General features: G+C 65.4%; 29 protein-coding genes. 17 read left to right on the top strand and 12 right to left on the bottom strand.

Annotation, left to right across the window (positions count from 1 at the left end):
* Positions 1-61: 61 nt before the first annotated feature.
* The 3 genes from cgtA to proB are packed head-to-tail and all read left to right on the top strand — an operon-like array spanning position 62 to position 2,722.
* Positions 62-1,174, top strand: a complete 1,113-nt coding sequence (gene cgtA, locus LQV39_RS04470) for an Obg family GTPase CgtA (protein WP_230020537.1) — start codon at positions 62-64, stop codon at positions 1,172-1,174.
* Between the two features lies 1 nt (position 1,175).
* Positions 1,176-1,598, top strand: a complete 423-nt coding sequence (locus LQV39_RS04475) for a hypothetical protein (protein ID WP_230020538.1) — start codon at positions 1,176-1,178, stop codon at positions 1,596-1,598.
* The gene (gene proB, locus LQV39_RS04480) at positions 1,595-2,722 is read left to right on the top strand and encodes a glutamate 5-kinase (protein WP_230020539.1); all 1,128 of its coding nucleotides are present in this window, start codon (positions 1,595-1,597) and stop codon (positions 2,720-2,722) included. Before LQV39_RS04475 ends, proB begins: the two co-directional genes overlap by 4 nt.
* A gap of 18 nt (positions 2,723-2,740) precedes the next feature.
* Here the strand turns inward: proB and LQV39_RS04485 are convergent, their stop codons facing one another.
* Positions 2,741-3,229 (bottom strand): hypothetical protein, encoded by a 489-nt coding sequence (locus LQV39_RS04485; protein WP_230020540.1) that lies wholly within the window; start codon positions 3,227-3,229, stop codon positions 2,741-2,743.
* Positions 3,230-3,239: 10 nt separating this feature from the next.
* Positions 3,240-3,764 (bottom strand): hypothetical protein, encoded by a 525-nt coding sequence (locus LQV39_RS04490; protein WP_230020541.1) that lies wholly within the window; start codon positions 3,762-3,764, stop codon positions 3,240-3,242.
* 218 nt (positions 3,765-3,982) lie between these two features.
* On the opposite strand from LQV39_RS04490, the gene LQV39_RS04495 reads away from it, so the two are divergent.
* From LQV39_RS04495 to LQV39_RS04515, 5 genes are read left to right on the top strand one after another with little or no spacing between them, the layout of a single operon-like run.
* Positions 3,983-4,642 carry a MotA/TolQ/ExbB proton channel family protein gene (locus tag LQV39_RS04495; RefSeq protein WP_230020542.1) on the top strand — a complete coding sequence of 220 codons (660 nt, stop codon included), beginning with the start codon at positions 3,983-3,985 and terminating at the stop codon, positions 4,640-4,642.
* A complete protein-coding gene (locus tag LQV39_RS04500; RefSeq protein ID WP_230020543.1) occupies positions 4,632-5,057 on the top strand; it encodes a biopolymer transporter ExbD in 426 nt (141 codons plus the stop codon). Before LQV39_RS04495 ends, LQV39_RS04500 begins: the two co-directional genes overlap by 11 nt.
* Positions 5,058-6,515 (top strand): hypothetical protein, encoded by a 1,458-nt coding sequence (locus tag LQV39_RS04505; protein WP_230020544.1) that lies wholly within the window; start codon positions 5,058-5,060, stop codon positions 6,513-6,515. It abuts the gene before it with no gap.
* Positions 6,512-7,843 carry a hypothetical protein gene (locus LQV39_RS04510; RefSeq protein WP_230020545.1) on the top strand — a complete coding sequence of 444 codons (1,332 nt, stop codon included), beginning with the start codon at positions 6,512-6,514 and terminating at the stop codon, positions 7,841-7,843. The genes LQV39_RS04505 and LQV39_RS04510 overlap by 4 nt, the downstream gene beginning before the upstream one ends.
* A gap of 40 nt (positions 7,844-7,883) precedes the next feature.
* Complete coding sequence (locus LQV39_RS04515) at positions 7,884-8,252, top strand: nuclear transport factor 2 family protein (RefSeq protein WP_230020546.1); 369 nt, start codon at positions 7,884-7,886, stop codon at positions 8,250-8,252.
* Here the strand turns inward: LQV39_RS04515 and nth are convergent.
* Both nth and rsxB read right to left on the bottom strand, forming a co-directional pair.
* Positions 8,242-8,919, bottom strand: a complete 678-nt coding sequence (gene nth, locus LQV39_RS04520; RefSeq protein WP_230020547.1) for an endonuclease III — start codon at positions 8,917-8,919, stop codon at positions 8,242-8,244. The two genes, LQV39_RS04515 and nth, sit on opposite strands and share 11 nt — an antisense overlap.
* Complete coding sequence (rsxB, locus tag LQV39_RS04525) at positions 8,916-9,587, bottom strand: electron transport complex subunit RsxB (protein WP_230020548.1); 672 nt, start codon at positions 9,585-9,587, stop codon at positions 8,916-8,918. The genes nth and rsxB overlap by 4 nt, the downstream gene beginning before the upstream one ends.
* 168 nt (positions 9,588-9,755) lie before the next feature.
* Between rsxB and LQV39_RS04530 the strand changes: the two genes are divergently transcribed.
* From LQV39_RS04530 to LQV39_RS04540, 3 genes are all read left to right on the top strand, one after another.
* Complete coding sequence (locus tag LQV39_RS04530) at positions 9,756-10,220, top strand: RcnB family protein (RefSeq protein ID WP_230020549.1); 465 nt, start codon at positions 9,756-9,758, stop codon at positions 10,218-10,220.
* A 99-nt stretch (positions 10,221-10,319) separates the two neighbouring features.
* Positions 10,320-10,694, top strand: a complete 375-nt coding sequence (locus LQV39_RS04535; protein ID WP_230020550.1) for a DUF5329 domain-containing protein — start codon at positions 10,320-10,322, stop codon at positions 10,692-10,694.
* A gap of 91 nt (positions 10,695-10,785) precedes the next feature.
* A complete protein-coding gene (locus tag LQV39_RS04540) occupies positions 10,786-11,202 on the top strand; it encodes a VOC family protein (RefSeq protein ID WP_230020551.1) in 417 nt (138 codons plus the stop codon).
* A 68-nt stretch (positions 11,203-11,270) separates the two neighbouring features.
* Here LQV39_RS04540 and LQV39_RS04545 read toward each other — a convergent pair whose 3' ends face one another.
* The 5 genes from LQV39_RS04545 to LQV39_RS04565 all read right to left on the bottom strand — a co-directional run bounded on the left by LQV39_RS04545 (position 11,271) and on the right by LQV39_RS04565 (position 16,198).
* Entirely contained in the window at positions 11,271-12,506 is a 1,236-nt protein-coding gene (locus tag LQV39_RS04545; protein ID WP_230020552.1) for a polyhydroxyalkanoate depolymerase, read from the bottom strand.
* A gap of 230 nt (positions 12,507-12,736) precedes the next feature.
* The gene (locus LQV39_RS04550) at positions 12,737-13,834 is read right to left on the bottom strand and encodes an NAD(P)/FAD-dependent oxidoreductase (RefSeq protein WP_230020553.1); all 1,098 of its coding nucleotides are present in this window, start codon (positions 13,832-13,834) and stop codon (positions 12,737-12,739) included.
* Between the two features lie 36 nt (positions 13,835-13,870).
* Complete coding sequence (gene fdxA, locus LQV39_RS04555; RefSeq protein ID WP_230020554.1) at positions 13,871-14,194, bottom strand: ferredoxin FdxA; 324 nt, start codon at positions 14,192-14,194, stop codon at positions 13,871-13,873.
* Between the two features lie 163 nt (positions 14,195-14,357).
* A complete protein-coding gene (locus LQV39_RS04560) occupies positions 14,358-14,636 on the bottom strand; it encodes a protealysin inhibitor emfourin (RefSeq protein WP_230020555.1) in 279 nt (92 codons plus the stop codon).
* Positions 14,633-16,198, bottom strand: a complete 1,566-nt coding sequence (locus LQV39_RS04565) for a hypothetical protein (RefSeq protein ID WP_230020556.1) — start codon at positions 16,196-16,198, stop codon at positions 14,633-14,635. The genes LQV39_RS04560 and LQV39_RS04565 overlap by 4 nt, the downstream gene beginning before the upstream one ends.
* Before the next feature lie 152 nt (positions 16,199-16,350).
* Here LQV39_RS04565 and LQV39_RS04570 point away from each other — a divergent pair, with 152 nt between their 5' ends.
* A complete protein-coding gene (locus tag LQV39_RS04570) occupies positions 16,351-16,626 on the top strand; it encodes a polyhydroxyalkanoic acid system family protein (protein ID WP_230020557.1) in 276 nt (91 codons plus the stop codon).
* On the opposite strand, the gene LQV39_RS04575 is transcribed toward LQV39_RS04570, so the two are convergent.
* Positions 16,623-16,877, bottom strand: coding sequence for an acyl-CoA-binding protein (locus tag LQV39_RS04575; protein WP_230020558.1), 255 nt, complete (start codon positions 16,875-16,877; stop codon positions 16,623-16,625). The two genes, LQV39_RS04570 and LQV39_RS04575, sit on opposite strands and share 4 nt — an antisense overlap.
* Positions 16,878-17,025: 148 nt before the next feature.
* A complete protein-coding gene (locus LQV39_RS04580) occupies positions 17,026-17,382 on the bottom strand; it encodes an FKBP-type peptidyl-prolyl cis-trans isomerase (RefSeq protein ID WP_230020559.1) in 357 nt (118 codons plus the stop codon).
* A 200-nt stretch (positions 17,383-17,582) separates the two neighbouring features.
* On the opposite strand from LQV39_RS04580, the gene LQV39_RS04585 reads away from it, so the two are divergent.
* Genes LQV39_RS04585 through LQV39_RS04600 form a run of 4 tightly spaced genes read left to right on the top strand, consistent with a single transcriptional unit; the run spans position 17,583 to position 21,152 of the window.
* A complete protein-coding gene (locus LQV39_RS04585) occupies positions 17,583-18,554 on the top strand; it encodes a YncE family protein (RefSeq protein ID WP_230020560.1) in 972 nt (323 codons plus the stop codon).
* Positions 18,554-19,348: a polysaccharide deacetylase family protein gene (locus tag LQV39_RS04590; protein ID WP_230020561.1), complete on the top strand. Its 795-nt coding sequence runs from the start codon at positions 18,554-18,556 to the stop codon at positions 19,346-19,348. Before LQV39_RS04585 ends, LQV39_RS04590 begins: the two co-directional genes overlap by 1 nt.
* Entirely contained in the window at positions 19,345-20,346 is a 1,002-nt protein-coding gene (locus tag LQV39_RS04595) for a sterol desaturase family protein (protein WP_230020562.1), read from the top strand. Before LQV39_RS04590 ends, LQV39_RS04595 begins: the two co-directional genes overlap by 4 nt.
* Positions 20,346-21,152: an EI24 domain-containing protein gene (locus tag LQV39_RS04600; RefSeq protein WP_230020563.1), complete on the top strand. Its 807-nt coding sequence runs from the start codon at positions 20,346-20,348 to the stop codon at positions 21,150-21,152. The genes LQV39_RS04595 and LQV39_RS04600 overlap by 1 nt, the downstream gene beginning before the upstream one ends.
* Positions 21,153-21,247: 95 nt before the next feature.
* On the opposite strand, the gene LQV39_RS04605 is transcribed toward LQV39_RS04600, so the two are convergent.
* Entirely contained in the window at positions 21,248-22,447 is a 1,200-nt protein-coding gene (locus LQV39_RS04605; RefSeq protein WP_230020564.1) for a hypothetical protein, read from the bottom strand.
* Positions 22,448-22,632: 185 nt separating this feature from the next.
* Between LQV39_RS04605 and LQV39_RS04610 the strand changes: the two genes are divergently transcribed.
* Positions 22,633-23,433: a molybdopterin-binding protein gene (locus tag LQV39_RS04610; protein ID WP_230020614.1), complete on the top strand. Its 801-nt coding sequence runs from the start codon at positions 22,633-22,635 to the stop codon at positions 23,431-23,433.
* Positions 23,434-23,788: the final 355 nt, after the last annotated feature.

The raw sequence follows: 23,788 nt of genomic DNA on the forward strand, positions 1-23,788 counted from the left end.
CCATGGGCCCATCTTGTGGCACATTTAACAGTGACATAGCCCTCAGTTTTGGTGGTCCATCATGAAGTTTATCGACGAAGCAAGAATCGAAGTCATCGCCGGCGACGGCGGCAACGGCTGCGCCTCGTTCCGCCGCGAGAAGTTCCGCCCCTTCGGCGGCCCTGACGGCGGCGACGGCGGCCGCGGCGGCTCGATCTGGGTCGTGGCCGACCGCAATATCAACACGCTGGTCGACTTCCGCTTCTCCAAGGTGCACACGGCGAAGAACGGCGAACCGGGCCGCGGCTCCGACTGCTACGGCAAGGGCGCCGAAGACGTCACCATGCGCATGCCGGTCGGCACCATCATCATCGATGACAACAATGGCGAGATCATTGCCGACCTGACCGAGCACGGCCAGACCGAACTGCTGGCACGCGGCGGCGAAGGCGGCTGGGGCAACATCCACTTCAAGACCTCGACCAACCGCGCGCCGCGCCAGAAGACCGAAGGCAAGGAAGGCGAGCGCCGCGCGCTGCGCCTGGAGCTGAAGGTGCTGGCCGACGTCGGCCTGCTGGGCATGCCGAACGCCGGCAAGTCGACCTTCGTCACGGCCATCTCGAACGCGCGTCCGAAGGTCGCCGACTATCCGTTCACGACCCTGCATCCGAACCTGGGTGTGGTGCGCGTCTCGCACGAGAAGAGCTTCGTGATCGCCGACATCCCGGGCCTGATCGAAGGCGCGGCGGAAGGCGCCGGCCTGGGCCACCAGTTCCTGCGCCACCTGAGCCGCACCGGCCTGCTGCTGCACATCGTCGACGTCGCGCCGATGGACGACAAGACCGATCCGGTCAAGGAAGCCAAGGCCCTGGTCAAGGAACTCGAGAAGTACGACGAGGAACTGCTCAACAAGCCGCGCTGGCTGGTATTGAACAAGCTGGACGTGGTGCCGGAAGACGAGCGCAAGAAAGTCGTCAAGGACTTCGTCAAGAAGATGGCCTGGAAGGGCCCGGTCTTCGAGATCTCCGCGCTGAACCGCGAAGGCTGCGAAGACCTGGTCCACGCGATCTACAAGTACCTGGAAGAGAAGCGCCATGCCGAGCAGCGCTCGGAAGAAACGCAGATGACCGAGGAAGCGCGCGGCATCTCCTCGATCGATCCGGACGACCCCCGTTTCAAGATCCTCGAAGACTGATTTGGCTCTATCCCCATCGCGCCGCCAAGGCCTGCGCAGCCAGCTGCTGCAGGCGATCGCCACGGTCAATTCGCTGGCCGCGCTGTCGGCCATGCTGGATCCCGACCGCACGGCGGCCGCGATGGGACTGTTTCTCGTCGGCGTGAACGGCTACAGCCAGTTCTACGCCATCTATGTCGGAGTGCGCCTCGCCACCGCGGGGCTGGCTCTGTTGGCGGCCAGGCAGGGCGACCAGCCCATCCTCGGCGACCTCGCAGCACTATTCCTCCTGGCGCAGCCGCTCGGCCGCATCGTCGCTTCGTTTGCGATCGGCCTGCCCCAGGGTTTATTGTTCGTCGTTAGCGGGATCGAACTGCTGGCCGGCCTGGCGCTGCTGCTGCTTCGCCCGCGGGGACCGCTCTTTTCGCCACAGCCCGAATCATGAACTCCGCCTCCTCCGTCATCCAGCAATCCAGCCGCATCATCGTCAAGGTCGGCTCCTCGCTCGTCACCAATGAAGGCCGCGGCCTCGATCACGCCGCCATCGCGCGCTGGGCCGCCCAGATCGCGTCCCTGCGCACGCTCGGCAAGGAAGTCGTGCTGGTGTCTTCCGGCGCGATCGCCGAAGGCATGCTGCGCCTCGGCTTCACCAGCCGTCCGACCGACATCCACGAACTGCAGGCCTGCGCTGCCTGCGGCCAGATGGGCCTGGCCCAGATCTACGAAACCAGCTTCGCCACCCATGGCGTGAAAACCGCCCAGGTGCTGCTGACCCACGCCGACCTGGCCGACCGCGAACGCTACCTGAACGCGCGCTCGACGCTGACCACTTTGCTGCGCCTGGGCGTGGTCCCCATCATCAACGAGAACGACACCGTGGTCACCGATGAAATCAAGTTCGGCGACAACGACACCCTCGGCGCCCTTGTGGCGAACCTGATCGAAGCCGATGCGCTGGTGATCCTGACCGACCAGAAGGGCCTGTACTCGGCCGATCCGCGCAAGGATCCGTCGGCGCGTCTGATCGCCGAAGCCGAAGCCGGCGATACCTCGCTCGAGGCCATGGCCGGCGGCGCCGGCAGCAATATCGGCAGCGGCGGCATGCTGACCAAGGTGCTGGCCGCCAAGCGCGCCGCACGCTCGGGCGCGCATACCGTGATCGCCTGGGGCAGGGAAGACAATGTGCTGGTGCGCCTGGCCGGCGGCGAAGCGATCGGCACCCAGCTGCTGGCGCCGACCGCGCGCCTGACCGCGCGCCGCCAGTGGATGGTCGACCACCTGCACACGGCGGGCGAGCTGGTGCTCGATGCCGGCGCCGTGCAGAAACTGGCGAAAGAGGGTAAGTCGCTGCTGCCGATCGGCGTGCTGGCTACGCGCGGCGAGTTCGGGCGCGGCGCGCTGGTGTCCTGCGTGGCGGAAGACGGCCGCGAAATCGCGCGCGGCCTGACCAACTACACCGCGTCCGAGGTCAAGCGCATCATGCGTCATTCTTCCAACGAGATCGAAGCCATCCTCGGCTACGTCGAAGGCCCGGAGCTGGTGCACCGGGATAACCTGGTCCTGCTCTAAGCAGGTTCCAGGCGGCCGTCAGCGGCGCAGCAGCGCCGCGTGGTTGATCTCGACCTGGCCCGGCGCTGAACGGAAGGTGAAGCGCAGTCCCTGCACCACCTGCTTCTGCGGCAGCTTCTGCTCGAAACAGGTCTGTTCGAAGCCGGGCGCCGGCGGCTGCATCTTGCCCTCCCAGGCCTTGTGCCACGCTCCCTTCGTATCCTGGATCTCGACCAGCGCCAGTGCGCGCGCGCCGGCGCCGTTCATCGTCGCATGGAAGGTGTCGGTAGCGATTGGATCGCTGAAGCGCAGATTGGCCCGGCGCACTGCGCCGAATTCGGTGCCGACGCCGTTCGCTTCCGCCCAGTTGCCCCGCGCCGCAATCTTGCTGACCTCCCTGCAGTCCAGCACGGGCGCGCTGCCGTAGCTGATGCCGCCGGGAGTGTCCTGTGCCGCGGCGGTGCAGGAGAGACTGATCAGCGCCAGCGTGAAGGCGGCGTGCAGGCGGTTCAGGGTCGATGCGGGCATGGTGTTCTCGTCAATTGGATTGGAATACGGCGCCGTTGGCCAGGGTCACCGGATCGTCGCTGCGGCGGAAGGTATAGCGCAGCGCCCCGACCTGCCGCAGGCCGCCCAGGTCCTGCTGCAGCCACACGTAGTCGCAGCCGCGCGGCGTCTCGTGCACGGTCACCGGCCCGGCGTCCGTCCACTTGCCCTGCGCATCGCGGATCTCGACCTTGTCGAGGGCACGCACCGCAGCGCGGTTGAGGCCCGCGCGCACGGCGCCGGTCATGGCCGCCGAATCGAACTGCTGGACCATCGTGTAAGGCTGGCCAGGCTCGGGAGCAGCCTTGGGCGCAACCAGCCATTTACCCCGCACCTGTGCGGCGGTCCCGACGATGCACGCGGGGGACAGCTTGGCCAGCGTACGTTGTACGGTTTCGGCGTCGCGGCGGGCGTTTTCGATGTTACGGGCGGCGTCTTGCCCGGGATCCGCCTTGCTCCAGGGGCAGGCCAGGCTCAGGCAGGCAAGCAGCAGGGCGGAGCGGGATAAATCGTTCATGGTCATCATTCACTTCACTCATGGAAAACATGCGACAAGACTAACAGTTTCGATGTGCCGAATGTGCGCGGATTGTTGCACGTCCGGCAGCCTTTGGTGTTCATGTCTGCGTTCTGCGTGCAATTAAATTGCTAGCAAATGGAAATCACAGTTGCGCATGATGTGATGATTCGTGCTACATTAACTGGAAATCACGAACATTCATCGAAAGGACCGTCATGCAGGAACTCAACCTTGCCTCCCAGCTGATGGAGGGCGGCACGGGCGTCGTCGTGATCGGCGCACTGTCGGTGCTGGCGCTTGCCGTGTCCTTCGAGCGCCTGGCCAACTTCCGGACGAGCAGGGTGGCGCCCCAGGCCCTTGCCGACGAGGCGCTCGGCCTGTGGCGGGCCGGCGATTACCAAGCCCTCGCCGCGCGCGCCGGGGAAGACCGCAGCAGCCTGGCGCGCGTGCTGGAATTCCTGGCCGGCCATCCGCGCCTGCCCATCGAGACCCTGTCGGCGCGCGCGGCCGAGATCGCATCGACGGAGCTGCGCCTGCAGCAGCAGAAGGCCTATGCACTGAACGTGGTCGCCACCATCGCGCCCATCGTCGGCCTGCTGGGCACCGTGGTCGGCATGATCGAAGCCTTCCACGTGATCGCCTTCAACGGCATGGGCGATCCGACCCTGCTGGCGGGCGGCATCTCGAAGGCGCTGGTGAACACGGCGGCCGGCCTGTCGGTGGCGCTGCCCTCGCTGGCCATGCACCACTTCTTCCGCAACCGCATGGTCAACATCGGCATCACGCTGGAGCGCCAGCTGGGACGGCTGCTGGACGAAAGCCGGTCGCGTGAACACGCGCGGAAACATGAGCAGGAGCGCAGCCATGCGTATTGAGCTCGGCGACGACGAACAGCCCGAGATCGGCCTGATCGCGCTGATCGACTGCATCTTCTTCCTGCTGATGTTCTTCATGGTCGCGACCTCGTTCAAGCAGAAGGAGACGCAGCAGAAGGACAAGGCCATCCCGATCACGCTGCCGCGCTCTTCCGCCACGCTCGACCTGCTTGATGCCGCGCCCGATCCGCTGGTGATCCGTGTCGACCGCGCGGGCCAGGTGGCGATCGGCGACGACAAGCTGTCGATCGAGGCCCTGCACGAACGCCTGTCGGGCGAGGCCCGTGCGCATCCGGGCCGGCCGGTGCGTATCGAGGGCGATGGCAACGCTTCTTACCAGTCCATCGTCCATGTGCTCGACCTGTGCCAGTTCGAAGGCCTGACCAATATCGCGATGCGCGCGCGCCGGCAGTAAATGAATGCTGACGCGACTTTCCGGCTGGACGGCTCGAGCATGGCCGAGCCGTGGCGCCGCCATCCCTGGCTGATCGCATCGCTGGCGGCGCACGGCGTGCTGGCGGCCGGCCTGTACACGGCCGGCCCGGTGCACGTCGCCGTCAAGCGCGACGACGGCTTGCGCGCGCAGGTCGCGCAGTCGCTGCAGCATACCGGGCAGCGCCAGATGCGGCGCGAGCTGCGCACGATGGAGGAGATCCGCGATGCGCTGGCGGAAAGCGCGGGCGAAGCCGGCAGCGAGGGCAAGGGCGGCAAGGACGCCGCCAGGTCGCCAGACCCCGCCGCGCGGGCGCGTGAACTGGCCCGGCAGATCGAACAGGTGCAGCAGAAGATCCGCGCCACCGAGTTGGCGCGCGTGTTGCGCATCCCCGAGGCCGAGGCCCTCAAGCGCGTGCAGCGCGACGAGGCGCGCAAACCCAGGCCCGCGCCACCGAAGCACGCATCGCCGGAAGTCCAGGTAGCCCAGTTGGCGCAACAGGCCAGGGCCGCCCTGGTGCAGCGCCGCGCGCAAGTGCTGGCGGAGCAGCAGGGCGTCGCCATCAAGCCGGAGGCCGGCGAGCTGAAGCCAGGCCGGCCGCAAGGGGGCAAAGCCGGCCAGGGACCGGGCAGCGGCAAGTCGGCCGGCCAGGGTGGGCAGGGACAAGGCAAGGGCCAGACGAGCGGCCAGGGCGGCCAGGGTGGACGGCCAGGCGGGAGCGGCATCGCGCAGAACCCGGCCAGGCGCGACAGCAGGGTCGAGGCCCTGGCCAGCGGCCTGGCGCTGGGAGCGCCCGGCGCGATCACTGGCAGCAGCATCGACATGTCGAGCAATGCCTTCAGCGACTCCCGCAGCTTCGGCGCGTTCCTGGAAGCGCCGCCGGTCGACGCCGCAAGCATGCGCACCGGCCGCGGCCGCACGATCGGCGCCGGCGGCGCCTACGCCAACCGCATCTTCCTCGATACCTGGTATGTGATCGGTCCCTTCGAAGGCGCCGGCCACGACAGCCAGAACGCGGTCTATCCACCCGAGCGCGGCGTCGACCTCGACGCGGTCTATTACGGCAAGAACGACCTGCCGGTGCGCTGGACCTTCCAGCAGAACGCGCACTACCCATCGATCCCGCTGCCGCGCGCCGAGAACGCCGTGTATTACGCCTGGACCGAGGTCGAGGTCGACCGCGACATGGACCTGTGGCTGTGGATCGGCGGCGACGACGACACCAAGATGTGGCTCAACGACCGCCTGGTCTGGCTCAGCGGCGATAACGTCGACAAGCCCTGGTACCGCCAGCCTTTCATGACGCTGCCCGAGGTGCAAACCCTGAACCTAAACGAAGGCCAGCGCCGGCTGCACTTCAACAAGGGACGCAACAGCATCCTGCTCAAGTTGTACAACGGCGTGGACCTGATGTTTTATTCGGTGGTGCTGTCAAAGTGATCCAGCTCCGCCGATACCCATTCCTGCTGTTGTCGCTTGTGGCGCATGCAGCGCTGCTCGGTGTGCTTTATCGCGTCGAACCCGACCAGCAGCGCATCCAGCGCAGCCGGGAACAGTCATTGGTCGACGCCGGCAAGCAGCTGATGGAACGGGCGCGCCTGGAGAAGCGCGTGCGTGACATGGCGCGGATCAAGTCGCACCTCGAATCGGGGGCAGCTGACAAGGACGACGAGGTGCAGTTCAGCGCGCGGCCCAGGACGCCGGAAGAACTGCTCAAGGAAGCCAGGGAGCTGTCGCGCAAGATCGACGAGATCGAGCGTGACGAGCGCGCCGCACAACTGGCGAAGCTGCTCCACATCCCGAGGCAAAAAGCGCTGGAAAAGGTCGCGCAGACGCGCAAGCCGGAAGAGCCGGCCGCCGCCGAGCCCGGCAAGCCGGCCGATGCCGCAGCGAAGATCGAGCAGCTCGAGGCAAAGGCACGCGACGCTCTGGCCCGGCGTGGCCTGCAACGGGAGCAACAGCAGGACGGCACGCGCATGGCGGCAGGCGAATTACGCAGCGGCAACGCTGCGCGGCAGGGCGGGCCAGGCGCGCAAGTTGGCGGCAGCTCGCCGGGCACGGGAAGCCCCGGCGGCCTGTCCATGTCGTCGGTGTTCCGGACGATCGATACATTCATGAATGCCGACCGGGCGGGCCGTGGCATTGAAGGCAATATCGTGGCGGGCAATCACGACGACGTCGATCGAACCATCGTGCGCATTCCGGAGGTCCCCGCCGGCGCCAGGGTCAAGGGCACGGGGCGCATCATCGCACCCGGCGGGCCTTATGCCGACCGCGTCTACGTCAATCGCTGGTACCTGATCGGCCCCTTCGAGCGCAAGCACGGCGAGGCGTGGCTTTTGCCCGATCCGCCCGAGCAGGCCGTGGTACTGGATGCCGCCTATCGCGGCAAGGACGGCCGCCTGCTCAAGTGGGAATACGTCGACTCGTCAAACTATCCCCTGGTTCCGCCCCAGCCCGCCGAAGAGGCCGTGTATTACGGCTATACCGAGCTGATGGTCGACAAGGAACAGGACCTGACGATCTGGGTCGGCGCCAACGACGACGCGCAGCTGTGGCTCAACGACAGGCTGGTCTGGCGCGGCAGGAATGTGGCCAAGGGGCCGTTCTACAGCGAGGTCAAGGCCACGGACAATCCCCATGGCCGCGATTACAACTTCAGCGAAGGCAAGCGTGTCGTGCACTTGAGGCAGGGCCGCAACAAGCTGTTCTTCAAGCTGTCGAACGGATTGGGCTCCCTGTTTTTTTCGCTGGTGCTGACGAAGTGATTAGAATGAAACCCCCGAACCCGAAAGGACCAGCACCAGAATGGAAACCACCTCGCCCCTCGCCGTCGTCCAGGCCCAGCTCGACGCCTTCAACGCCAGGGATATCGATGCGCTGATGCGCGCCTACGCACCGGATGCCGAGCAGTTCGCACTGCACGGCGAGCGCCTGGCCAAAGGGGAAGGCGAGATCCGCCCGCGCTATGTGGCGCGCTTCACGGAGCCGGACCTGCACGCGCGCCTGCTGTCTCGCACCGTGATGGGAAATTTCGTGACCGACCTCGAACTCATCACCCGCAACTTCCCGGAAGGCGTGGGCACGCTCGAGATGCTGTGCATTTATGAGGTGATCGATGGACGCATCCGGCGCGCTTCGTTCGCGCCGGGGGCGATGACGCTACTTAATCCGTAAGCGAAGGCACGGACGGCGGCAAGACCTTCTTCGGCGCCGGCGTCTTGTCCTTGTACTCGCACAGGTCGGCGATGATGCAGTTCCAGCACTTGGGCGTGCGCGCCACGCAGGTGTAGCGGCCGTGCAGGATCAGCCAGTGGTGGGCGTCCTGCAGGAATTCCTTCGGCACGAATTTCAGCAGCTTCTGCTCGACCACGTCGACGTTCTTGCCCGGTGCGATCCTGGTGCGGTTCGAGACCCGGAAGATGTGGGTGTCGACCGCCATCGCCGCTTCGCCGAAGGCCGTGTTGAGCACCACGTTGGCGGTCTTGCGCCCCACGCCCGGCAGGGATTCCAGCGCCTCGCGCTCGCGCGGCACTTCGCCGCCGTACTGGTTCACCAGGATCTCGCAGGTAGCGATGACGTTCCTGGCCTTGTTGTTGTACAGGCCGATGGTCGAGATATAGGTCTTCAGTTCATCCAGGCCGAGGTCGAGGATGGCTTGCGGCGTATTCGCCACCGGGTAGAGCCGGCGCGTGGCCTTGTTGACGCCGACGTCGGTCGACTGCGCCGACAGCAGCACCGCGATCAGCAGCTCGAACGGCGTGCTGTATTCGAGTTCGGTGGTCGGATGGGGATTCGCTTCGCGGAAGCGCGTGAAGATCTCGTAGCGTTTGGCGGGATTCATTCGGGCTTTCCTGCGGCCTTCTGGCGTGCGCGCTCGATGGCGGCGGCGATGATCGCGCGCTTGCGCTCCTTCTCCGCCAGCTCTTCGGCGGTATTGGTTTCTTCGGCCGTCACCGCGCGCATTTTTTCCAGGGCCTTGGCGGCCAGGCGCGCATCGTTCTCTTCTTTCTCGCGCTTCAGGCGCTCGCTGCGGAAATCATGGCGTGCGCGGGCGGCGTCGGCCTGCGCCGAGGACCACGCGTCCCAGCCGGTACGTTCTCCTGTCACCGGGACCATGCTGATGCAGTCGACCGGGCAGGGCGCCACGCACAGGTCGCAGCCGGTGCACAGGCTGGGCAGGATGGTGTGCATCTGCTTGGGCGCGCCGAGGATGGCGTCGACCGGGCAGGCCTGGATGCACAGGGTGCAGCCGATGCACAGGCTTTCGTCGATGAAGGCGACCGGGCGCGGGCGTTCCAGGCCATTGGCCGGATTGATCGGGATGACGGGGCGGCCGGTGACGCTGGACAGCCGCGCGACGCCCTCCATGCCGCCTGGCGGGCAGCGGTTGATGTCGGCCTCGCCGCTGGCGATCGCTTCCGCGTACGGGCGGCAGGCGGGATAGCCGCACTTCGTACACTGCGTCTGCGGCAACAGGTCTTCGATTTGGTCGGCGAGGGTTTTTGTCACGATGGGTCGAGCGATATGTAAATAAACTTGGCGATTCGCTAAACCATCATTATCCGCTAAATGGGCTGAAGCGGCGGAGTCCTACATCCTTAGGTGATGCAACGTACGGAGTGCAGAGGTCGCCTGGTGGTCTACTGGACCCAGGCAATAAACCGACAGGAGGGTCTTATGGAAAAGAAGCACCTCATTATTCCGGCACTGGTTGCCGCACTGATGGGCGCCAGCGCCCCGAGTTTCGCCCAGGACCGCTATCACGGCGACCGCGACCGCAGCGACCGTAACGACGGCTCCCGCTACAGCCAGCGCGACCGCGACAACAACCGCAACTACGACCGTCATGACGACCGCCGCGACGATCGCCGCGACGGCTACCAGGCACGCGGCGGCGGCCGCGCCGGCAACGAAGGCTGGGGCGAGCAGCGCCGCTGGGACGGCGCGGGCCCGGATCACAGCTTCCGCCGCGGCCAGCGGCTGCCTGAGCGCTACCGCAACCACCAGTACGTTGTGAACAACTATCGGGAACACCATCTGCGGCCACCGCCGCGGGGTTACCACTGGGTGCAGACAGGCGGCGACTACGTGCTGGCGGCGATTGCCACCGGCATCATCGCAGACCTGATCATCAATCACTGACCCCGAGGGCTGCCCGATGGGGCGGCCCCGGTAGGTGATCCAGAAGCCGCATTGCCATGCACGCCATGGTACTGCGGCAATTTGTTGTGAGGAGGATGAATGCACCGGCCACTGATCGTCTTGTCCACTGTCGCCGCCCTGTGCGCGAGCACGCCGGCATGGGCCCAGCAGGACCCGCACGCACGCCAGGAAATCGCGCATCTGCTGGACTTCGTTGCCCAGTCCGGCTGCCAGTTCAACCGCAACGGCAGCTGGCACGACAGCAAGGCGGCGCGCGACCATTTGCAGGACAAATACGAGTACCTGCAGCGCCGCAGTCTGGTGCCGACTACCCAGGCCTTCATCGAACGCGCGGCCTCGGAAAGCAGCTTCAGCCACAAGGCCTACCAGGTCCGTTGCGGCAATGCGCAGCCGATCACCAGCGCGCAATGGCTGAACGGCGAGCTGGCCCGCTATCGGGCCGCGCAGAAGTAGGCTAGACTGGCCATCTCATCAACGTCTGGAAAGGAGGAGTCCGTGTTTTTCTCACTTCACCCGAGCATTCCACCTTTCAAAGGCGACTCGCATGCAAGCGATACCAACCATTCACTTCCAGGGCAATTGTGACGAAGCCCTTTCCTATTACTGCGACGCGCTTGGCGCCGAGCTGCTGTTCCGCTTCAAAGTAAGCGATGTGGTCGATCCGCAATCCATCAAGCCCGGCACGGGCGAGAGGATCATGCGGGCAGGGCTGCGCATCGGCGGCAGCGTTTTTCACCTGGCCGATGGCCATGGCGCCGATGGCCCGGCTTTCCAGGGCTTTTCGCTGGCGCTGGTCTGCGGCGACCACGACCAGGCGCGGCGCCTGCTCGAGACCCTGGCCGAAGGCGGCAGCATCAAGTTCCCGCTGCGCGCGACGACCTGGGTCGAGCAGTACGCCACGGTGGTCGACCGCTTCGGCCTGCACTGGACGATCGAAGCCGGCCGGCGCCTGATCAGTTGAGCGAACGGCGTCAGCAATAAAAAATGCCGCGGAATTCCGCGGCATTTTTCATGGGCCCGCCTGAACGATCAGGCATTCTTGCGAATGAACTCCCCAATCATCGGACAGATGATCTCGCGCCAGCGGCGGCCCGAGAAGATGCCGTAGTGGCCGCATTTCGGCGCCGTGAAGTGCTGGTGCTTCTCGAGCGGGATGCCGGTGCACAGCTCATGCGCGGCCTGGGTCTGGCCGGCGCCGGAGATGTCGTCCAGCTCGCCTTCGATGGTGAACAGCGCCACGCTTTCGATGTCCTGCGGACGCACCAGCTGGCCGCCGACTTTCCAGGTGCCTTTCGGCAGGGCGAAGTCCTGGAACACGGTCTTGATGGTCTCGAGGTAGTACTCGGCCGGCATGTCCAGCACGGCGTTGTACTCGTCGTAGAACTTGCGGTGGGCTTCCGCCGAGTCGTCGTCGCCGCGCACCAGGTGCTGGTAGAACTCGCGGTGGCTCTGGGCGTGGCGGCCCGGGTTCATGGCGATGAAGCCGGCGTGCTGCAGGAAGCCCGGATAGACCTTGCGGCCGAAGCCCGGGTAATTGCCCGGCACAGCGTAGATCACGGTGTTTTCGAACCACGAGAAGGGCTTTTCGGTGGCCAGGTCGTTGACCGCGGTCGGCGACTTGCGCGGGTCGATCGGGCCGCCCATCATGACCATCGATTTCGGCAGTTTCGGGTCCTTGTTGGTGGCCATCAGCGAGATCGCGGCCAGCACCGGCACGGTCGGCTGGCAGACCGAGATCACGTGCACGTCCGGGCCGAGATGGCGGATGAAGTCCTGCACGTAATAGATATAGTCGTCGAGGTGGAACGGGCCGTCCGCCATCGGCACCATGCGGGCGTCGACCCAGTCGGTAATGAAGACGTCCTGGTTCGGCAGCAGGGCGCGCACGGTATCGCGCAGCAGCGTGGCGTGGTGCCCCGACAATGGAGCGACCACCAGCACGGTGGGCTGCTTGAGCGCGGCGAATTGCGCGTCTGGCATGTCTTTCTTGAAATGCAACAGCTTGCAGAAGGGCTTGCAGACCGCGGTGCGTTCCATGATACCGACGGTCTGGCCGTCGATCGTGGTCGAGTTCAGGTCGAAGCCTGGCTTCTCGTAGTCCTTGCCCAGGCGGTACATCAGTTCATAGCCCGCGGCGATACGCTGGGAGAACGGGGTGTGGGCGAATGGCGAAACGGGGTTCGAGAACAGTTTGGCAGAGGCATCGGCCCACTGCATCAGCGGGTTCAGGAAGGATCGTTGCATCTCGTGCAGTTGGTAAAGCATGTTATTTCCTTCACATTGCTCTGCTTACAGAATGGTTGCGCAGCAGATTCATCAATTATAGGCCAATTAGTTTGGCGTGGGGCAACATGGGATAATGACCGCCATTTAAAAAATAGTGCAATGCAACATTAGTATCACAGTTCCCCCGGTGCCTTCGGTTAGGTGCCCTACATAAGAAAAATGCCCCGCAAAGGCGGGGCATTTTTTGTCGTGCGTCGGTAACGGAACGTTTAGTCGAATACCGGGGTCTCGACGCCGAGGATCTTGTGCAGTTTCGGCGAGGTCGTCGTGTACTGCATGTGGATCTTCTTGTCCGGGAAGATGTACGGCGCGGCGCCGAAGGCGGCCAGCGCGGCTTCGTGGAAGCCCGACAGGATCAGCTTCTTCTTGCCCGGGTAGGTGTTGATGTCACCCACGGCGAAGATGCCCGGCACATTGGTTTCGAACTTCTCGGTGTCCATCACCTTCAGCTGCTTGCGCTCGATGTCCAGGCCCCATTCGGCGATCGGGCCCAGCTTCGGCGACAGGCCGAAGAACACCATCAGCATGTCCAGCGGGACGCGGCGGGTAACGCCGTCGGCGCCGGTGACTTTGACTTCAGACAGCTGGCCGTCCTTTTCGTCGAAGCCGGTGACCTGGCCGGTGATCAGCTGCATCTCATACTCGTCGCACAGCTGCTTCATCTTGGCGACCGAGGCCGGGGCGGCGCGGAAGTCTTCGCGGCGGTGCACCAGCACGACCGACTCGGCCTTGCCGACAAAGTTCAGGGCCCAGTCCAGGGCGGAGTCGCCGCCGCCGCAGATGACCAGGTTCTTGCCTTCGAACAGGCTCGGATCCTTGACGCGGTAGTGCAGCTGGGTGCCTTCGAACTTCTCGATGCCGTCGACCTTGATCGTGCGCGCCTGGAAGGAACCGACACCGGCAGCGATGAAGATGGTCTTGGTGATGAAGCGGGTGCCGGTCGAAGTCTCGACGTTGAAGCGCTGGTCTTCACGGCGCTGGACGGTGGTGACTTCCTGGCCCAGGTGGAAGGTCGGGTCGAAGGGCTCGATCTGCTTGAGCAGGTTGTCGGTCAGTTCCTGGCCGGTGCAGACGGGCACGGCAGGGATGTCGTAGATCGGCTTGTCCGGGTACAGTTCCACGCACTGGCCGCCGACGGCCGGCAGCGAATCGATCACGTGGGCTTTGATCTCCAGCAGGCCCAGTTCGAACACCTGGAACAGGCCGACCGGGCCCGCGCCGATGATCACGGCATCGGCTTCGATGGCGCCGGCAAAAGAGCTGTTGGGAGCGATGGTGCCCACTTCCGGGGCAGCACTGATAGTCATGCGTATATCCTGTTGATGTGGTTCGGCGGACGCGTCTTAGCGGGCCAGTTGGTCCAGCTTTTCCTTGACGTCCTTCCACTTGTCCGCGTCGGGCAAGGCGGGCTTGGTCTTGGTGATCGACGGCCAGTGGCGCGACAGGTCGGCGTTGATCTTGATGAATTGCTGCTGGTCCGACGGCACGTCTTCTTCCGCGTAGATCGCGTTGACCGGGCATTCCGCCACGCACACGGCGCAGTCGATGCACTCGTCCGGGTCAATGGCGAGGAAGTTCGGGCCTTCCCGGAAACAATCTACCGGGCATACATCCACGCAGTCGGTATAGCGACATTGGATGCACGATTCGGTGACAACGTGGGTCATAACAGTCCTTAATCAGTGGAAGCGGCGGCGTGTTGGATACAGGGGAGCTCGCCGGACGCGGCAAAGCACTGTATTTTAGGGCAATTCGGCCTTTACGACAAATCAGGCTTATACACAATACACATAAGCAAATGTTCTTCTTGCCGGGGAAATTGCCGAATAATCAACGGCTCCCACGCAAGTGTTCAATGAGGGCCTGCCAGCCTGGCGCAGCACTGCCATCGTCGAACAGGGTTACGGTGCGGCAGCGGCTGCCGTCGTCGGCCGTGATTTCCCAATGAATCAGGTCCGCGCCCAGCGGCGAACCGGGGGCGGCGTGGAAGAAGTCGAGGCTGTCGACCAGGGATTCGATCGCCCGGCCGTCGCGGTGACAGCCGGTGTCGAGCTCGAAGCGCTCGTCGCGGCCTGCAAAGCCGCCGCTGGCGCGGGCCGTGATTTTCATCGCTGCGTCTCGAGCACTCTCACCGCCGTCACCCCGTCCGCGCCGACCCTGACCGCCGCCACCGCGGCCTCGGCTTCGGTCGCCGCCTGCTCTTCGCCGGCCGGGCCGAAGCGGCCGTGCTCCGCGCACCAGCGCGCCAGCGCCTGGGCCTCGGCATCGAGGATGCGCTCCACGTTGTAGTACTCGGCCAGGTTCATGGTGCCGCAGCAGGCGCGCCGGTCCTGCTTGGCGCCGGGCGCATCCTGCACGCAGGCCGCCAGGCGCAGCCCGGCCGGATGCGGACCGGTGAGGGTGGCCGGCACGTCGACCACTTCGCGCTGGGCGAAGCGGTTGCGGATGAATGTGGTGTAGTCGGCCGGTTTGCCGTCTTCGAGGGTGAGGCGCAGCATTTCGTTGGCGACGTCGGCATAGGTGGCGGCCATGTCGGGCGCGGCGATCAGGGCGCGCAGCAGCAGTCCGCGCAGCCAGGCGGCGACCCGGTGCAGCACGCTGGCGCAATCCTCCAGCTCCGGATTGCGCTCGAAGGCGAAGATGTCGGCCAGGATGTCGTACACCGCGCCGGTGAACACTTGGGAGATGGCGTGGACTTCGGTGCCGGCTTCGCTCAGGGTCAGGTCGTTGTCGGCATTGCGCAGGCCATTGGTGCTGCCCAGCGCGAGGCCGAACTGCTCGGCGATGTCGGCCAGGAAAGTCTTGTCATGCAGGTGCGCCTTGGTCTGGGCCACCACCGCCTCGCACTGGTCGAGCTGGGACAAGGCCAGGAAGATCGCGGTCAGGTCGCCGAAGGATTCGTGCAGGCCGCCGGTCTGCGGCGGGTTGTCCGCCATCAGCCATTGCGGCTTGAGGCCGTCCAGCACTGCGTGGCCGGTCTCGTGCGAGACGATGTCGAAGGAGCGGCAGGTGTACAGGCGCGCGGTCTCGCCGGGCGGGACGAAGTCGCCGAACTTCAGGCAGGACTGGGTCCGGCTGTAATAGGCGTTCATCACGTTCGGCAGGCCGTAGGGGTGGACCTGGAGCGGCGAGGTGTCGACGCTGCTGTTCCATTGCCAGGGCAGGGGCATGGCGGCGCCGGCGCTGGACAGGGCGCGCTGGTACATGGTGAGCGTCTGGCGCACCACGGCGTAGGTGTGGACGGCGTCGAACTGCGGGGTGTCGGGCATGGTGACGAAGTCGCCGAAGGCGTTCGGCTCGACCGCCGGGAGATCGCCGTCGGCGGCGATGGCGATGCGGGCGTCGCGCGGGCCGGCCAGCACCACGCCCGGCAGGAACACCTTGCGGGTGCCGATCTCGGCCACCGAGGGATCCTGCTTCCACATCAGCACGCGCGCGCCGAAGGCGTAGGGCAGGGGGACGTCTTCCTGTCCGCCGTTTTCAGCGGCGCCGGCGCGGCCCGGCGTTCCGGGGCCCGGCCCCTGGGATGCCGTACCACCCAGCGGGCGCGGACGGCCGGGCTGGTCGAGCAGCTGGGCGGCCTTGCGGTGCTGGCGATAGGGCGCGGTCGGCATCGGCACGTAGCCGATCGGGGGCTGGGCAGGGTCGGGCAGGCTGTCTCTTGACGTCATGATCACTTCCTCCGGTGGAGCAGGCTGCGACAGGCAGACTGCAAAGGAAATGGTCGCCCGGCCTTCGAATCGGATATTGATAGTGGTCAATGCCGAGCTCAGCTGGCATCATAACGGGCTCTGTTGTTTTCGATTCAGGAAGGATGGCCAGGATGGCGGATATCAGCATCACCCAGCAACATCAGCTCAGCGCGGACGCGGCGCGCGCGGCGGCCCAGAAGGTGGCGGACAAGCTGGCGGGGGAATACGGCCTGCAATGCAGGTGGGAGGGCGACGTGTTGCGTTTCGAACGCAGCGGCGTGGAAGGCACGCTGGCGCTGGGCGAGAGCCAGGCCGCGCTGCGCATCAGGCTGGGCATGCTGATGGGCGCTTTCCGCTCCACCATCGAGGCGAAGGTGGCGGAAAGCATGCGCAAGGTGTTTGCTTAAGCCTTGAGGTCTTCGATCAGGTCGACGTATTGCTGCATCGCGTCGTCCTGCGAGGTGCCCTGCAGGGCGGCCCAGGCGTCGAACTTGGCGCGGCCGATCATGTCGGTGAAGCCCGGGCGCTCACCCAGGGCGTCGCCGCTCGAGCCCTGCTTGTACAGGGCGTAGATCTTCAGCAGGGTCATGTTGTCCGGACGCTCGGGCAGGTTCTTCGAATCGATTTGTGCCTGGGCGAACTGTTCTTGCAAACTCATGGTGACTCCTTGAATAAAATGGCAATACTTCGGCCATCTTAGCGCATCGCGTGCGGAATCACTGTTGATCTTTAACGATTTTAGAGGAATTGCTCAGGTGGGCACGTCATTGAGGCCCCGGCCTCAATGACCCCACCCTACGAATCAATTACACGCCCAGCAGTTCGACGTCGAAAATCAGGGTCGCGTTCGGCGGAATCACGCCGCCGGCGCCGCGCGCGCCATAGCCCAGCGCGGCCGGGATGGTCAGGCGGCGCGCACCGCCTACCTTCATGCCCTGCACGCCTTCGTCCCAGCCCTTGATCACATGGCCGGCGCCCAGCGGGAACTGGAAGGGGTCGTTGCGGTCCTTGCTGGAGTCGAACTTGGCGCCCTGGCTGCCGTCGTCGTTGCGCAGCCAGCCGGTGTAGTGCACGGTCACGTACTGGCCGGCCGTGGCTTCCGGGCCGTCGCCGACGACGGTGTCTTCGTATTGCAGGCCGGAATTCGTGGTGGTGATGGGCATGGTCTTGTCCTCTTGTTCAGGTGTAAATCACGATTGTAGTCCATGTACCTGTCGATCTGCTACGGCGCTTCTGTTGACGCCTTTTCCACTGTGTTGCGAGGGCGCGCCGAATTCTTCACGAAACCTGTCAACCGCCCTTCGAATACAGACGTTTCCCCGTAGAATAAGAACTTCTTCCACCTCCGGGCTGTCGTCCTCCCATGCTGCGTCGTCTCCGTAAGCTTTTTGTCACTGGCCTTTGCCTGTTGAGCGCCGTCCAGGCCGCTCAGGCGAACGTCGTCGTCGTCCTGAATTCGCGTGACGCCACGGTCCAGCTGCTCGACCAGAAAACCGGCGCCGACAACGGCACCTTCGCCGTGGGCAAGGAACCGCACCACCTGATGGCCACGCCGGACAACAAGTCCGTGATCGTCGCCAGCTCGGTGGGCAACGAGCTGATCTTCCTGGACCCGATCAACGGCAAGGTGCAGCGCCGCGTGACCGACGTGCTCGACCCCTACCAGATCGGCTTCTCGCCGGACCAGAAGTGGTTCGTCTCGACCGCGCTGCGCCTGGACCGCGTGGACATCTACCAGTACGTGAACGGTAACTTCGTGCTGAGCCGCCGCGTGCCGCTGCCGCGCATGCCCAGCCACATCGCCTTCGATGCCGCCAGCACCACGGCCTTCATCACGCGCCAGGGCAGCGACCAGGTCAGCGCGATCGACCTGAAGACCGGCGTCGTCAAGTGGACCCTCGCGGTCGGCAAGCTCCCGGCCGGCATTACCATGACCCCGGACGACAAGTACCTGCTGGTCGGGATCATGGGCAGCGACTACGTCGAGGTGATCGACTGGCGCACGGCGAAGTCGGTCAAGCGCATCAAGACCGGCAACGGCGCCCACAACTTCCGCGCGGTCGGCGACAAGCGCCACGTGTTCGTCTCGAACCGCGTGCAGAACTCGATCAACATCATCGACCAGGTCACGCTGGAGAACGTCGGCATGATCCCGGTGCCGGGCGGCCCGGACTGCATGGAGCTGTCCGCCGACGGCAAGACCCTGTGGGTGACCCAGCGCTGGATCAAGAAGGTGGCGGTGATCGACGTCGCCAGCCGCAAGGTGATCAAGATGATTCCGGTCGGCCGTTCGCCGCACGGCGTGTTCTTCGCCAATTCGGCGCCGAGGATGTAATGCACGGGCGGCCATCCAGGGCCGCCGCGGCGCTGCTGCTGGCGGCCACCATTCTCCCCGCGATGCAAGCGGCATCCGCCGCGGACGCTTGCAAGGGCAGGATTTACCTCACCTTCGACACCGGCAGCCAGTCGCAGGCCGGGCTGATCGCCGACACGCTCAACAGGCACCACATCAAGGCCACCTTCTTCCTCGCCAACGAGAAGACGGTGCGCGGCGACTGGTCGCTGGACCCCAGCTGGGCCGCCTACTGGAAGGCGAGGGTGGCGGAAGGCCATGCCTTCGGCAGCCACACCTTCGACCACGTCTACTGGAAGCGCGATGAAGCGGGCGGACGGATCGCCGTCAAGCCCCAGTTCGGCGCCCACGCCGGCAAGCAGCAGACCTGGACCGCCGAGCAGTATTGCGGCGAACTGCGCCGCGTCGACGCGCGCTTCCGCGAGCTGACTGGACGCGGCCTGGACCCGATCTTCCGCGCGCCGGGCGGCCATACCTCGCCGAACCTGCTGGCTGCCGCCAGAAGCTGCGGCTACAGCCACGTCGGCTGGGCCAGGGCCGGCTTCTCGGGCGACGAGACCTCCAGCGAGGTTTTCCCCAACGCGCTGCTGCTCAAGCGCGCGCTGGACAATCTGAAGGACGGCGACATCTTCATGGCCCATATGGGCATCTGGTCGCGCAAGGACCCATGGGCGCCGGCCAACCTGGAACCTTTGATCGCAGGTCTCGAGCAGAAAGGCTTCTGTTTCGCTACACTGCGTGAGCACCCGGATTACGCTTCCCACTTCAAAAAATGATTCAGCACTTCGTCGATTGGTTCGCATTCCTCCAGGGCTGGCTGTTCGAGTCCGTGGTCGAGCCCCTGCTGTTCTATACCGGCTTCGGTGAATACGCCGAGGACGCCTTCGAGGGCGTCGAGTGGTTCCTGGCCGGGGCCTGCGAGGTGGCGGCCCTGTTCCTGGTCCTGCGGCCGCTGGAATCCCTGATCCCGGCGCAGAAGATGAGCGACCGCCACGCGCGCTGGAACGACTTCGTCTACACCCTGATCCACCGCCTGGGTTTCTTCACGATGGCGGTATTCTTCACCCTCGACCCCATCATGGACCACGTGGCCGGCGCGCTGCGCATGGAGGGCGTGCACCCGTTCAACCTGGAATCGCTGGTGACCGGCATGAGCCCGCTGGCCAGCTTCCTGGTCTACCTGGTGGTGCTGGACTTCTTCGATTACTGGTTCCACCGGGGCCAGCACAAGTTCCGCTGGTGGTGGGCCCTGCACAGCCTGCACCACAGCCAGCAGAACATGAACCTGTGGAGCGACGACCGCAACCACTTGCTGGACGACCTGCTGCGCGACGTCTACCTCGCGTTCATCGCGCTGGCGATCGGCGTGGCGCCTTCGCAGTACGTGCTGCTGGTGTCGGTCTCGCGCGCCCTGCAATCGCTGCAGCATGCGAACGTGCGCCTGCACTTCGGCTGGCTCGGCGAGCGCCTGCTGGTGTCGCCGCGCTTCCACCGCACCCACCATGCGGTCGGCATCGGCCACGAGTCGAAGGGCCGCGAGCTGGGCGGCTGCAATTTCGGCGTGCTGCTGCCGGTCTGGGATCTGCTGTTCAGGACCGCCAACTTCGCCACCGGCTTCCGCGGCACCGGGGTGCGCGACCAGTTCGAGCGCGTGGACGCCGACGGCAGCCTGAAGCCGGCGCGCGACTACGGCCGCGGCTTCTGGCGCCAGCAGTGGCTGGGCATCGTGCGCCTGGCTGAATCGATCTCGCGCCGGCCAAGAGGCACGGCCTGATGGTGCGCCCGATCGCGATCGCCTACGGCCGCGCGCTGCGCTCGCAGTTCTCGAGCCGCATGCTGCTGTTGTCGGTGGTGCCGCTGCTGCTGTCGCTGGCGCTGTGGGGGAGCCTGCTGTACGCCGGCATGCAGCCGCTGTACGACTGGCTGCAGGATAGCTTCCGTGAGTATGGATTGTTCGAGACCAGCGGCAGCATCCTCTCCACGCTGGGCCTGGGCTTCCTCAAGACCCTGGTCGTGCCGCTCGCGGCCATGCTGGCGCTGCTGCCGCTGATGATCATCACCTCGCTGCTGTTCATCGGCGTCGGGGCCATGCCGGCCATCGCGCGCCATGTCAGCCGCGTGCAGTTTCCCGATCTGGAACGGAAGGAGGGCGGCAGCTTCCTCGGCAGCCTGGGCGTGAACCTGTCCGGCATCGTGGTGTTTGCGCTGCTGTGGATCGTGACCCTGCCTTTGTACGCGCTGGCGCCGATCGCGCTGCTGGTACAGGCCGTGCTGTGGGGCTGGCTGACGGCGCGCGTGATGAGCTACGACGCGCTGTCCATCCACGCCAGCCTGGAAGAGCGCCGCATCATCGTCGCCACCCGCCGCCGCCAGCTGCTCCTGATCGGCACCGTCTCCGGCCTGCTGGGCGCCTTGCCCGGCGTGGCCTGGATCGGCGGCGCGCTACTGTCGGTGGTGCTGTTCCCGGTGCTGGCGGTGCTGTCGATCTGGCTTTACCTGATCATCTTCATCTTCACCGGGCTGTGGTTCCAGTACTACTGCCTGCAGGCCCTGGCCGACCTGCGCGCCCCGAGCGCCTAACAAAGCCCACATGGCGGCGTTGCATCGTCTCGCCGTACTAGCGTACTGTCTTCGTGGTCCGCCACTGCGGCGATGCGCCTTGCCCTGCGGGTTTGTTAGACGCTCGGTCGGCCCAGCGTAAGCAGCAGCACCCGGCCTTCGGTCCCACTCTTCAGATTCATCGTAACGATGACGCGGCCCTGTGGATCCTGGCTCAGCGACGTCACTTCCGCATACGCGGTATCGCCCGCGGCGCGCGCATAGCCCGGCAGCAGGGACGAAATATCGGTCCACGTCGTTCCGCCGTCCGCCGACCATGCCAGATAAGGAAGGGCGTTCGCCTTGTCGAAGCCGCCCACGACCATGGTGTCCGGCTTGCCCGACAGCGCCAGGAAGGAGCGGACGTAGGGATAGGTCTTGCCGCCTTCGACCGGCTGCTGGATGACGAACTTGAAGGACTGGCCGCCATCCTCGCTGCGCAGCAGGCCGCCTTCGACGCCGGCGAACACGCGCTGGGTATTCGCCACCTGCTCGATGAACTGCACGTTGCGGTTTTCCAGCGTCGGCAGGGATACCGGCAGCTCGGCGTCGGCGGCCAGGCGGCCATCGGCGCCGAGGCGCCAGGCGCGCACGTAAGCCGCATCGAGCGGGCATTCGCCGCCCACCAGCAGGCGGTCGCCGACCACCTGGAAGGCCTGGTGGGTGCAGATCATCGAATCGAACTGACCCAGTACCACGCGCCAGTTGGCCGCCGCATTATCCGAGACGAACAGGTTCTGGCCGCCGCCGGCATTCGTGTAGAGGCGGTTCCCGACCAGCTTCAGCTCGTCCATCGCCAGCGGCGCGCACCATTCGCCGATGCAGCTCTCGAGCGGCTGGTCGCGGCCGGCAAACGTGCCAGAGGCTTCGAGCGTGCACAGACTATGCTCGCCAAGCTTGCCTTTCTGGGTTTCCTGGGCCTGCTGGAACAGCCACAGGTTCGATCCGAGGGCGCGCAGCATCGGCGTGCGCGCCATGCCGCCGGCTTCATGCTTCGGCAGGGCGCAGGCGCCGAGCGGCACGTCGGACCAGCGCGACGCGGCCTGCAGCGGCAGCGGGGTTTTCATCACGGCGCTGCCGTCCTGCGCCGAATTCGACAGCGTGGCCCAGGCCGCGCCGTCCTTGTAGACCACATTGCCGATGCCGCGCGTGCTGGTGGCCAGCACCTCGATCTTCGTTACCGGGTTCGCCGGCGCGGACTCGATGGAGCCGGCGCCGCAACCGGCGAGCAAAAGGGAAGCGGCGGCAAAGGCCGCGCCTGAACGATGTTGGATCATGGGATTCCTATTCCTCACTAGGGATACCGCGCCGATTCTAGGGCGCGGCAGGGCGGCGGTCTTGCGTGGGATTGTCGGGAGATTGTCGGCGGCTTGTCGGCAAATGTAGCGTTGCGCAGCGGCGCGCGACCGTTTCGCCGTTCATGGCACACTGTAGCCATCCGAACAACCTGGAGCAGCAGGCGATGGCATTCGGCCTGATCATCATCGGCGACGAAATCCTGTCCGGCAAACGCAGCGACAAGCACCTCCCCAAGGTGATCGAGCTGCTGGCCGAGCGCGGGCTGCAGCTGGCCTGGGCGGAGATCGTCGGCGACGACCGGTCGCGCATCACCGCGCTGCTCGAACGTTCCTTCGCCGGGCCGGACATCGTGTTCTCCTGCGGCGGCATCGGCGCGACCCCGGACGACCACACGCGCCAGTGCGCGGCGGCGGCCCTCGGCGTGCCGCTCGCACTGCACCCGGAGGGCAAGCTGCTGGTCCAGGAGCGCATCCGCGAGTCCGCACGCCAGGAAGGAAAAATGCGCGGCGCCGAGGCGGACCTCGACGCGCCCGAGAACCTGCAGCGCCTCAAGCTGGCCGAATTCCCGCAGGGCGCCACGCTGATCCCCAATCCCTACAACCGCGTCCCCGGCTTTACCGTCGCCCGCCATCACTTCGTGCCCGGCTTTCCGGTCATGGCCTGGCCGATGATCGCCTGGGTGCTCGACACCCATTACCGCGAGCTGTTCCACCGCGAGGCCCGCGCCGAGCGCGCGCTGCTGGTGTACGGGCAGGCGGAAGCCGTGCTGACGCCGTTGATGGAACGCCTGGAGGCTGCGCACCCGGGTGTCAACGTGTTCAGCCTGCCCAGCGTTGGTGATAGCAGGACCCGCCGTCATATCGAGTTGGGCGTGAAAGGCGACCCGCTCCAGGTCGATGCCGCCTTCGACGAGATGTGCGTGGAACTGACACGCATGGCCGCCGAATATCAAGTGCAGAACTAGCATTTCGCCTGGCCGTTGCAACGCTGGTACGGTCCCGCAAACTGAGCCGTTGTTTTTTTGCGAAAATAGTCGGGTGAAGTCAAAAATCTGCGTGAGCGGTTCCTGTGTGTCACATTGATGTGGTGGAATGATGTCTGTAGGCAGTGCGATCTGGAGTGAGGTCGCGCCTGAATTGTGAACTTCTCGACAAACTGGATCACTCGCTCCGACCTTGCAGTAATGGGCGCGCCGGTTGACGGGAAATGCAGGACATTAGAACCGGTTGAACCATATGGAACGTAACATCCCCGCCCGCATGCTGCGCCGAATCCGCAAGCTCGTATTGCCGGGCCAGGCGGCAATCGCCGGCGTGCCG

This window comes from Massilia sp. Bi118 (assembly GCF_918697865.1).
In the GTDB taxonomy this organism is placed as follows: Bacteria; Pseudomonadota; Gammaproteobacteria; order Burkholderiales; family Burkholderiaceae_D; genus Telluria.

Excerpts from the sequence above, each read along its gene's own strand:
- cgtA (WP_230020537.1), top strand. The coding sequence starts at position 62 with ATGAAGTTTATCGACGAAGCAAGAATCGAAGTCATCGCCGGCGACGGC.
- proB (WP_230020539.1), top strand. The coding sequence starts at position 1,595 with ATGAACTCCGCCTCCTCCGTCATCCAGCAATCCAGCCGCATCATCGTC.
- LQV39_RS04485 (WP_230020540.1), bottom strand. The coding sequence starts at position 3,229 with ATGCCCGCATCGACCCTGAACCGCCTGCACGCCGCCTTCACGCTGGCG.
- LQV39_RS04490 (WP_230020541.1), bottom strand. The coding sequence starts at position 3,764 with ATGAACGATTTATCCCGCTCCGCCCTGCTGCTTGCCTGCCTGAGCCTG.
- LQV39_RS04495 (WP_230020542.1), top strand. The coding sequence starts at position 3,983 with ATGCAGGAACTCAACCTTGCCTCCCAGCTGATGGAGGGCGGCACGGGC.
- LQV39_RS04500 (WP_230020543.1), top strand. The coding sequence starts at position 4,632 with ATGCGTATTGAGCTCGGCGACGACGAACAGCCCGAGATCGGCCTGATC.
- LQV39_RS04505 (WP_230020544.1), top strand. The coding sequence starts at position 5,058 with ATGAATGCTGACGCGACTTTCCGGCTGGACGGCTCGAGCATGGCCGAG.
- LQV39_RS04515 (WP_230020546.1), top strand. The coding sequence starts at position 7,884 with ATGGAAACCACCTCGCCCCTCGCCGTCGTCCAGGCCCAGCTCGACGCC.
- nth (WP_230020547.1), bottom strand. The coding sequence starts at position 8,919 with ATGAATCCCGCCAAACGCTACGAGATCTTCACGCGCTTCCGCGAAGCG.
- LQV39_RS04530 (WP_230020549.1), top strand. The coding sequence starts at position 9,756 with ATGGAAAAGAAGCACCTCATTATTCCGGCACTGGTTGCCGCACTGATG.
- LQV39_RS04535 (WP_230020550.1), top strand. The coding sequence starts at position 10,320 with ATGCACCGGCCACTGATCGTCTTGTCCACTGTCGCCGCCCTGTGCGCG.
- LQV39_RS04540 (WP_230020551.1), top strand. The coding sequence starts at position 10,786 with ATGCAAGCGATACCAACCATTCACTTCCAGGGCAATTGTGACGAAGCC.
- LQV39_RS04545 (WP_230020552.1), bottom strand. The coding sequence starts at position 12,506 with ATGCTTTACCAACTGCACGAGATGCAACGATCCTTCCTGAACCCGCTG.
- LQV39_RS04550 (WP_230020553.1), bottom strand. The coding sequence starts at position 13,834 with ATGACTATCAGTGCTGCCCCGGAAGTGGGCACCATCGCTCCCAACAGC.
- fdxA (WP_230020554.1), bottom strand. The coding sequence starts at position 14,194 with ATGACCCACGTTGTCACCGAATCGTGCATCCAATGTCGCTATACCGAC.
- LQV39_RS04560 (WP_230020555.1), bottom strand. The coding sequence starts at position 14,636 with ATGAAAATCACGGCCCGCGCCAGCGGCGGCTTTGCAGGCCGCGACGAG.
- LQV39_RS04565 (WP_230020556.1), bottom strand. The coding sequence starts at position 16,198 with ATGACGTCAAGAGACAGCCTGCCCGACCCTGCCCAGCCCCCGATCGGC.
- LQV39_RS04570 (WP_230020557.1), top strand. The coding sequence starts at position 16,351 with ATGGCGGATATCAGCATCACCCAGCAACATCAGCTCAGCGCGGACGCG.
- LQV39_RS04575 (WP_230020558.1), bottom strand. The coding sequence starts at position 16,877 with ATGAGTTTGCAAGAACAGTTCGCCCAGGCACAAATCGATTCGAAGAAC.
- LQV39_RS04580 (WP_230020559.1), bottom strand. The coding sequence starts at position 17,382 with ATGCCCATCACCACCACGAATTCCGGCCTGCAATACGAAGACACCGTC.
- LQV39_RS04585 (WP_230020560.1), top strand. The coding sequence starts at position 17,583 with ATGCTGCGTCGTCTCCGTAAGCTTTTTGTCACTGGCCTTTGCCTGTTG.
- LQV39_RS04590 (WP_230020561.1), top strand. The coding sequence starts at position 18,554 with ATGCACGGGCGGCCATCCAGGGCCGCCGCGGCGCTGCTGCTGGCGGCC.
- LQV39_RS04595 (WP_230020562.1), top strand. The coding sequence starts at position 19,345 with ATGATTCAGCACTTCGTCGATTGGTTCGCATTCCTCCAGGGCTGGCTG.
- LQV39_RS04600 (WP_230020563.1), top strand. The coding sequence starts at position 20,346 with ATGGTGCGCCCGATCGCGATCGCCTACGGCCGCGCGCTGCGCTCGCAG.
- LQV39_RS04605 (WP_230020564.1), bottom strand. The coding sequence starts at position 22,447 with ATGATCCAACATCGTTCAGGCGCGGCCTTTGCCGCCGCTTCCCTTTTG.
- LQV39_RS04610 (WP_230020614.1), top strand. The coding sequence starts at position 22,633 with ATGGCATTCGGCCTGATCATCATCGGCGACGAAATCCTGTCCGGCAAA.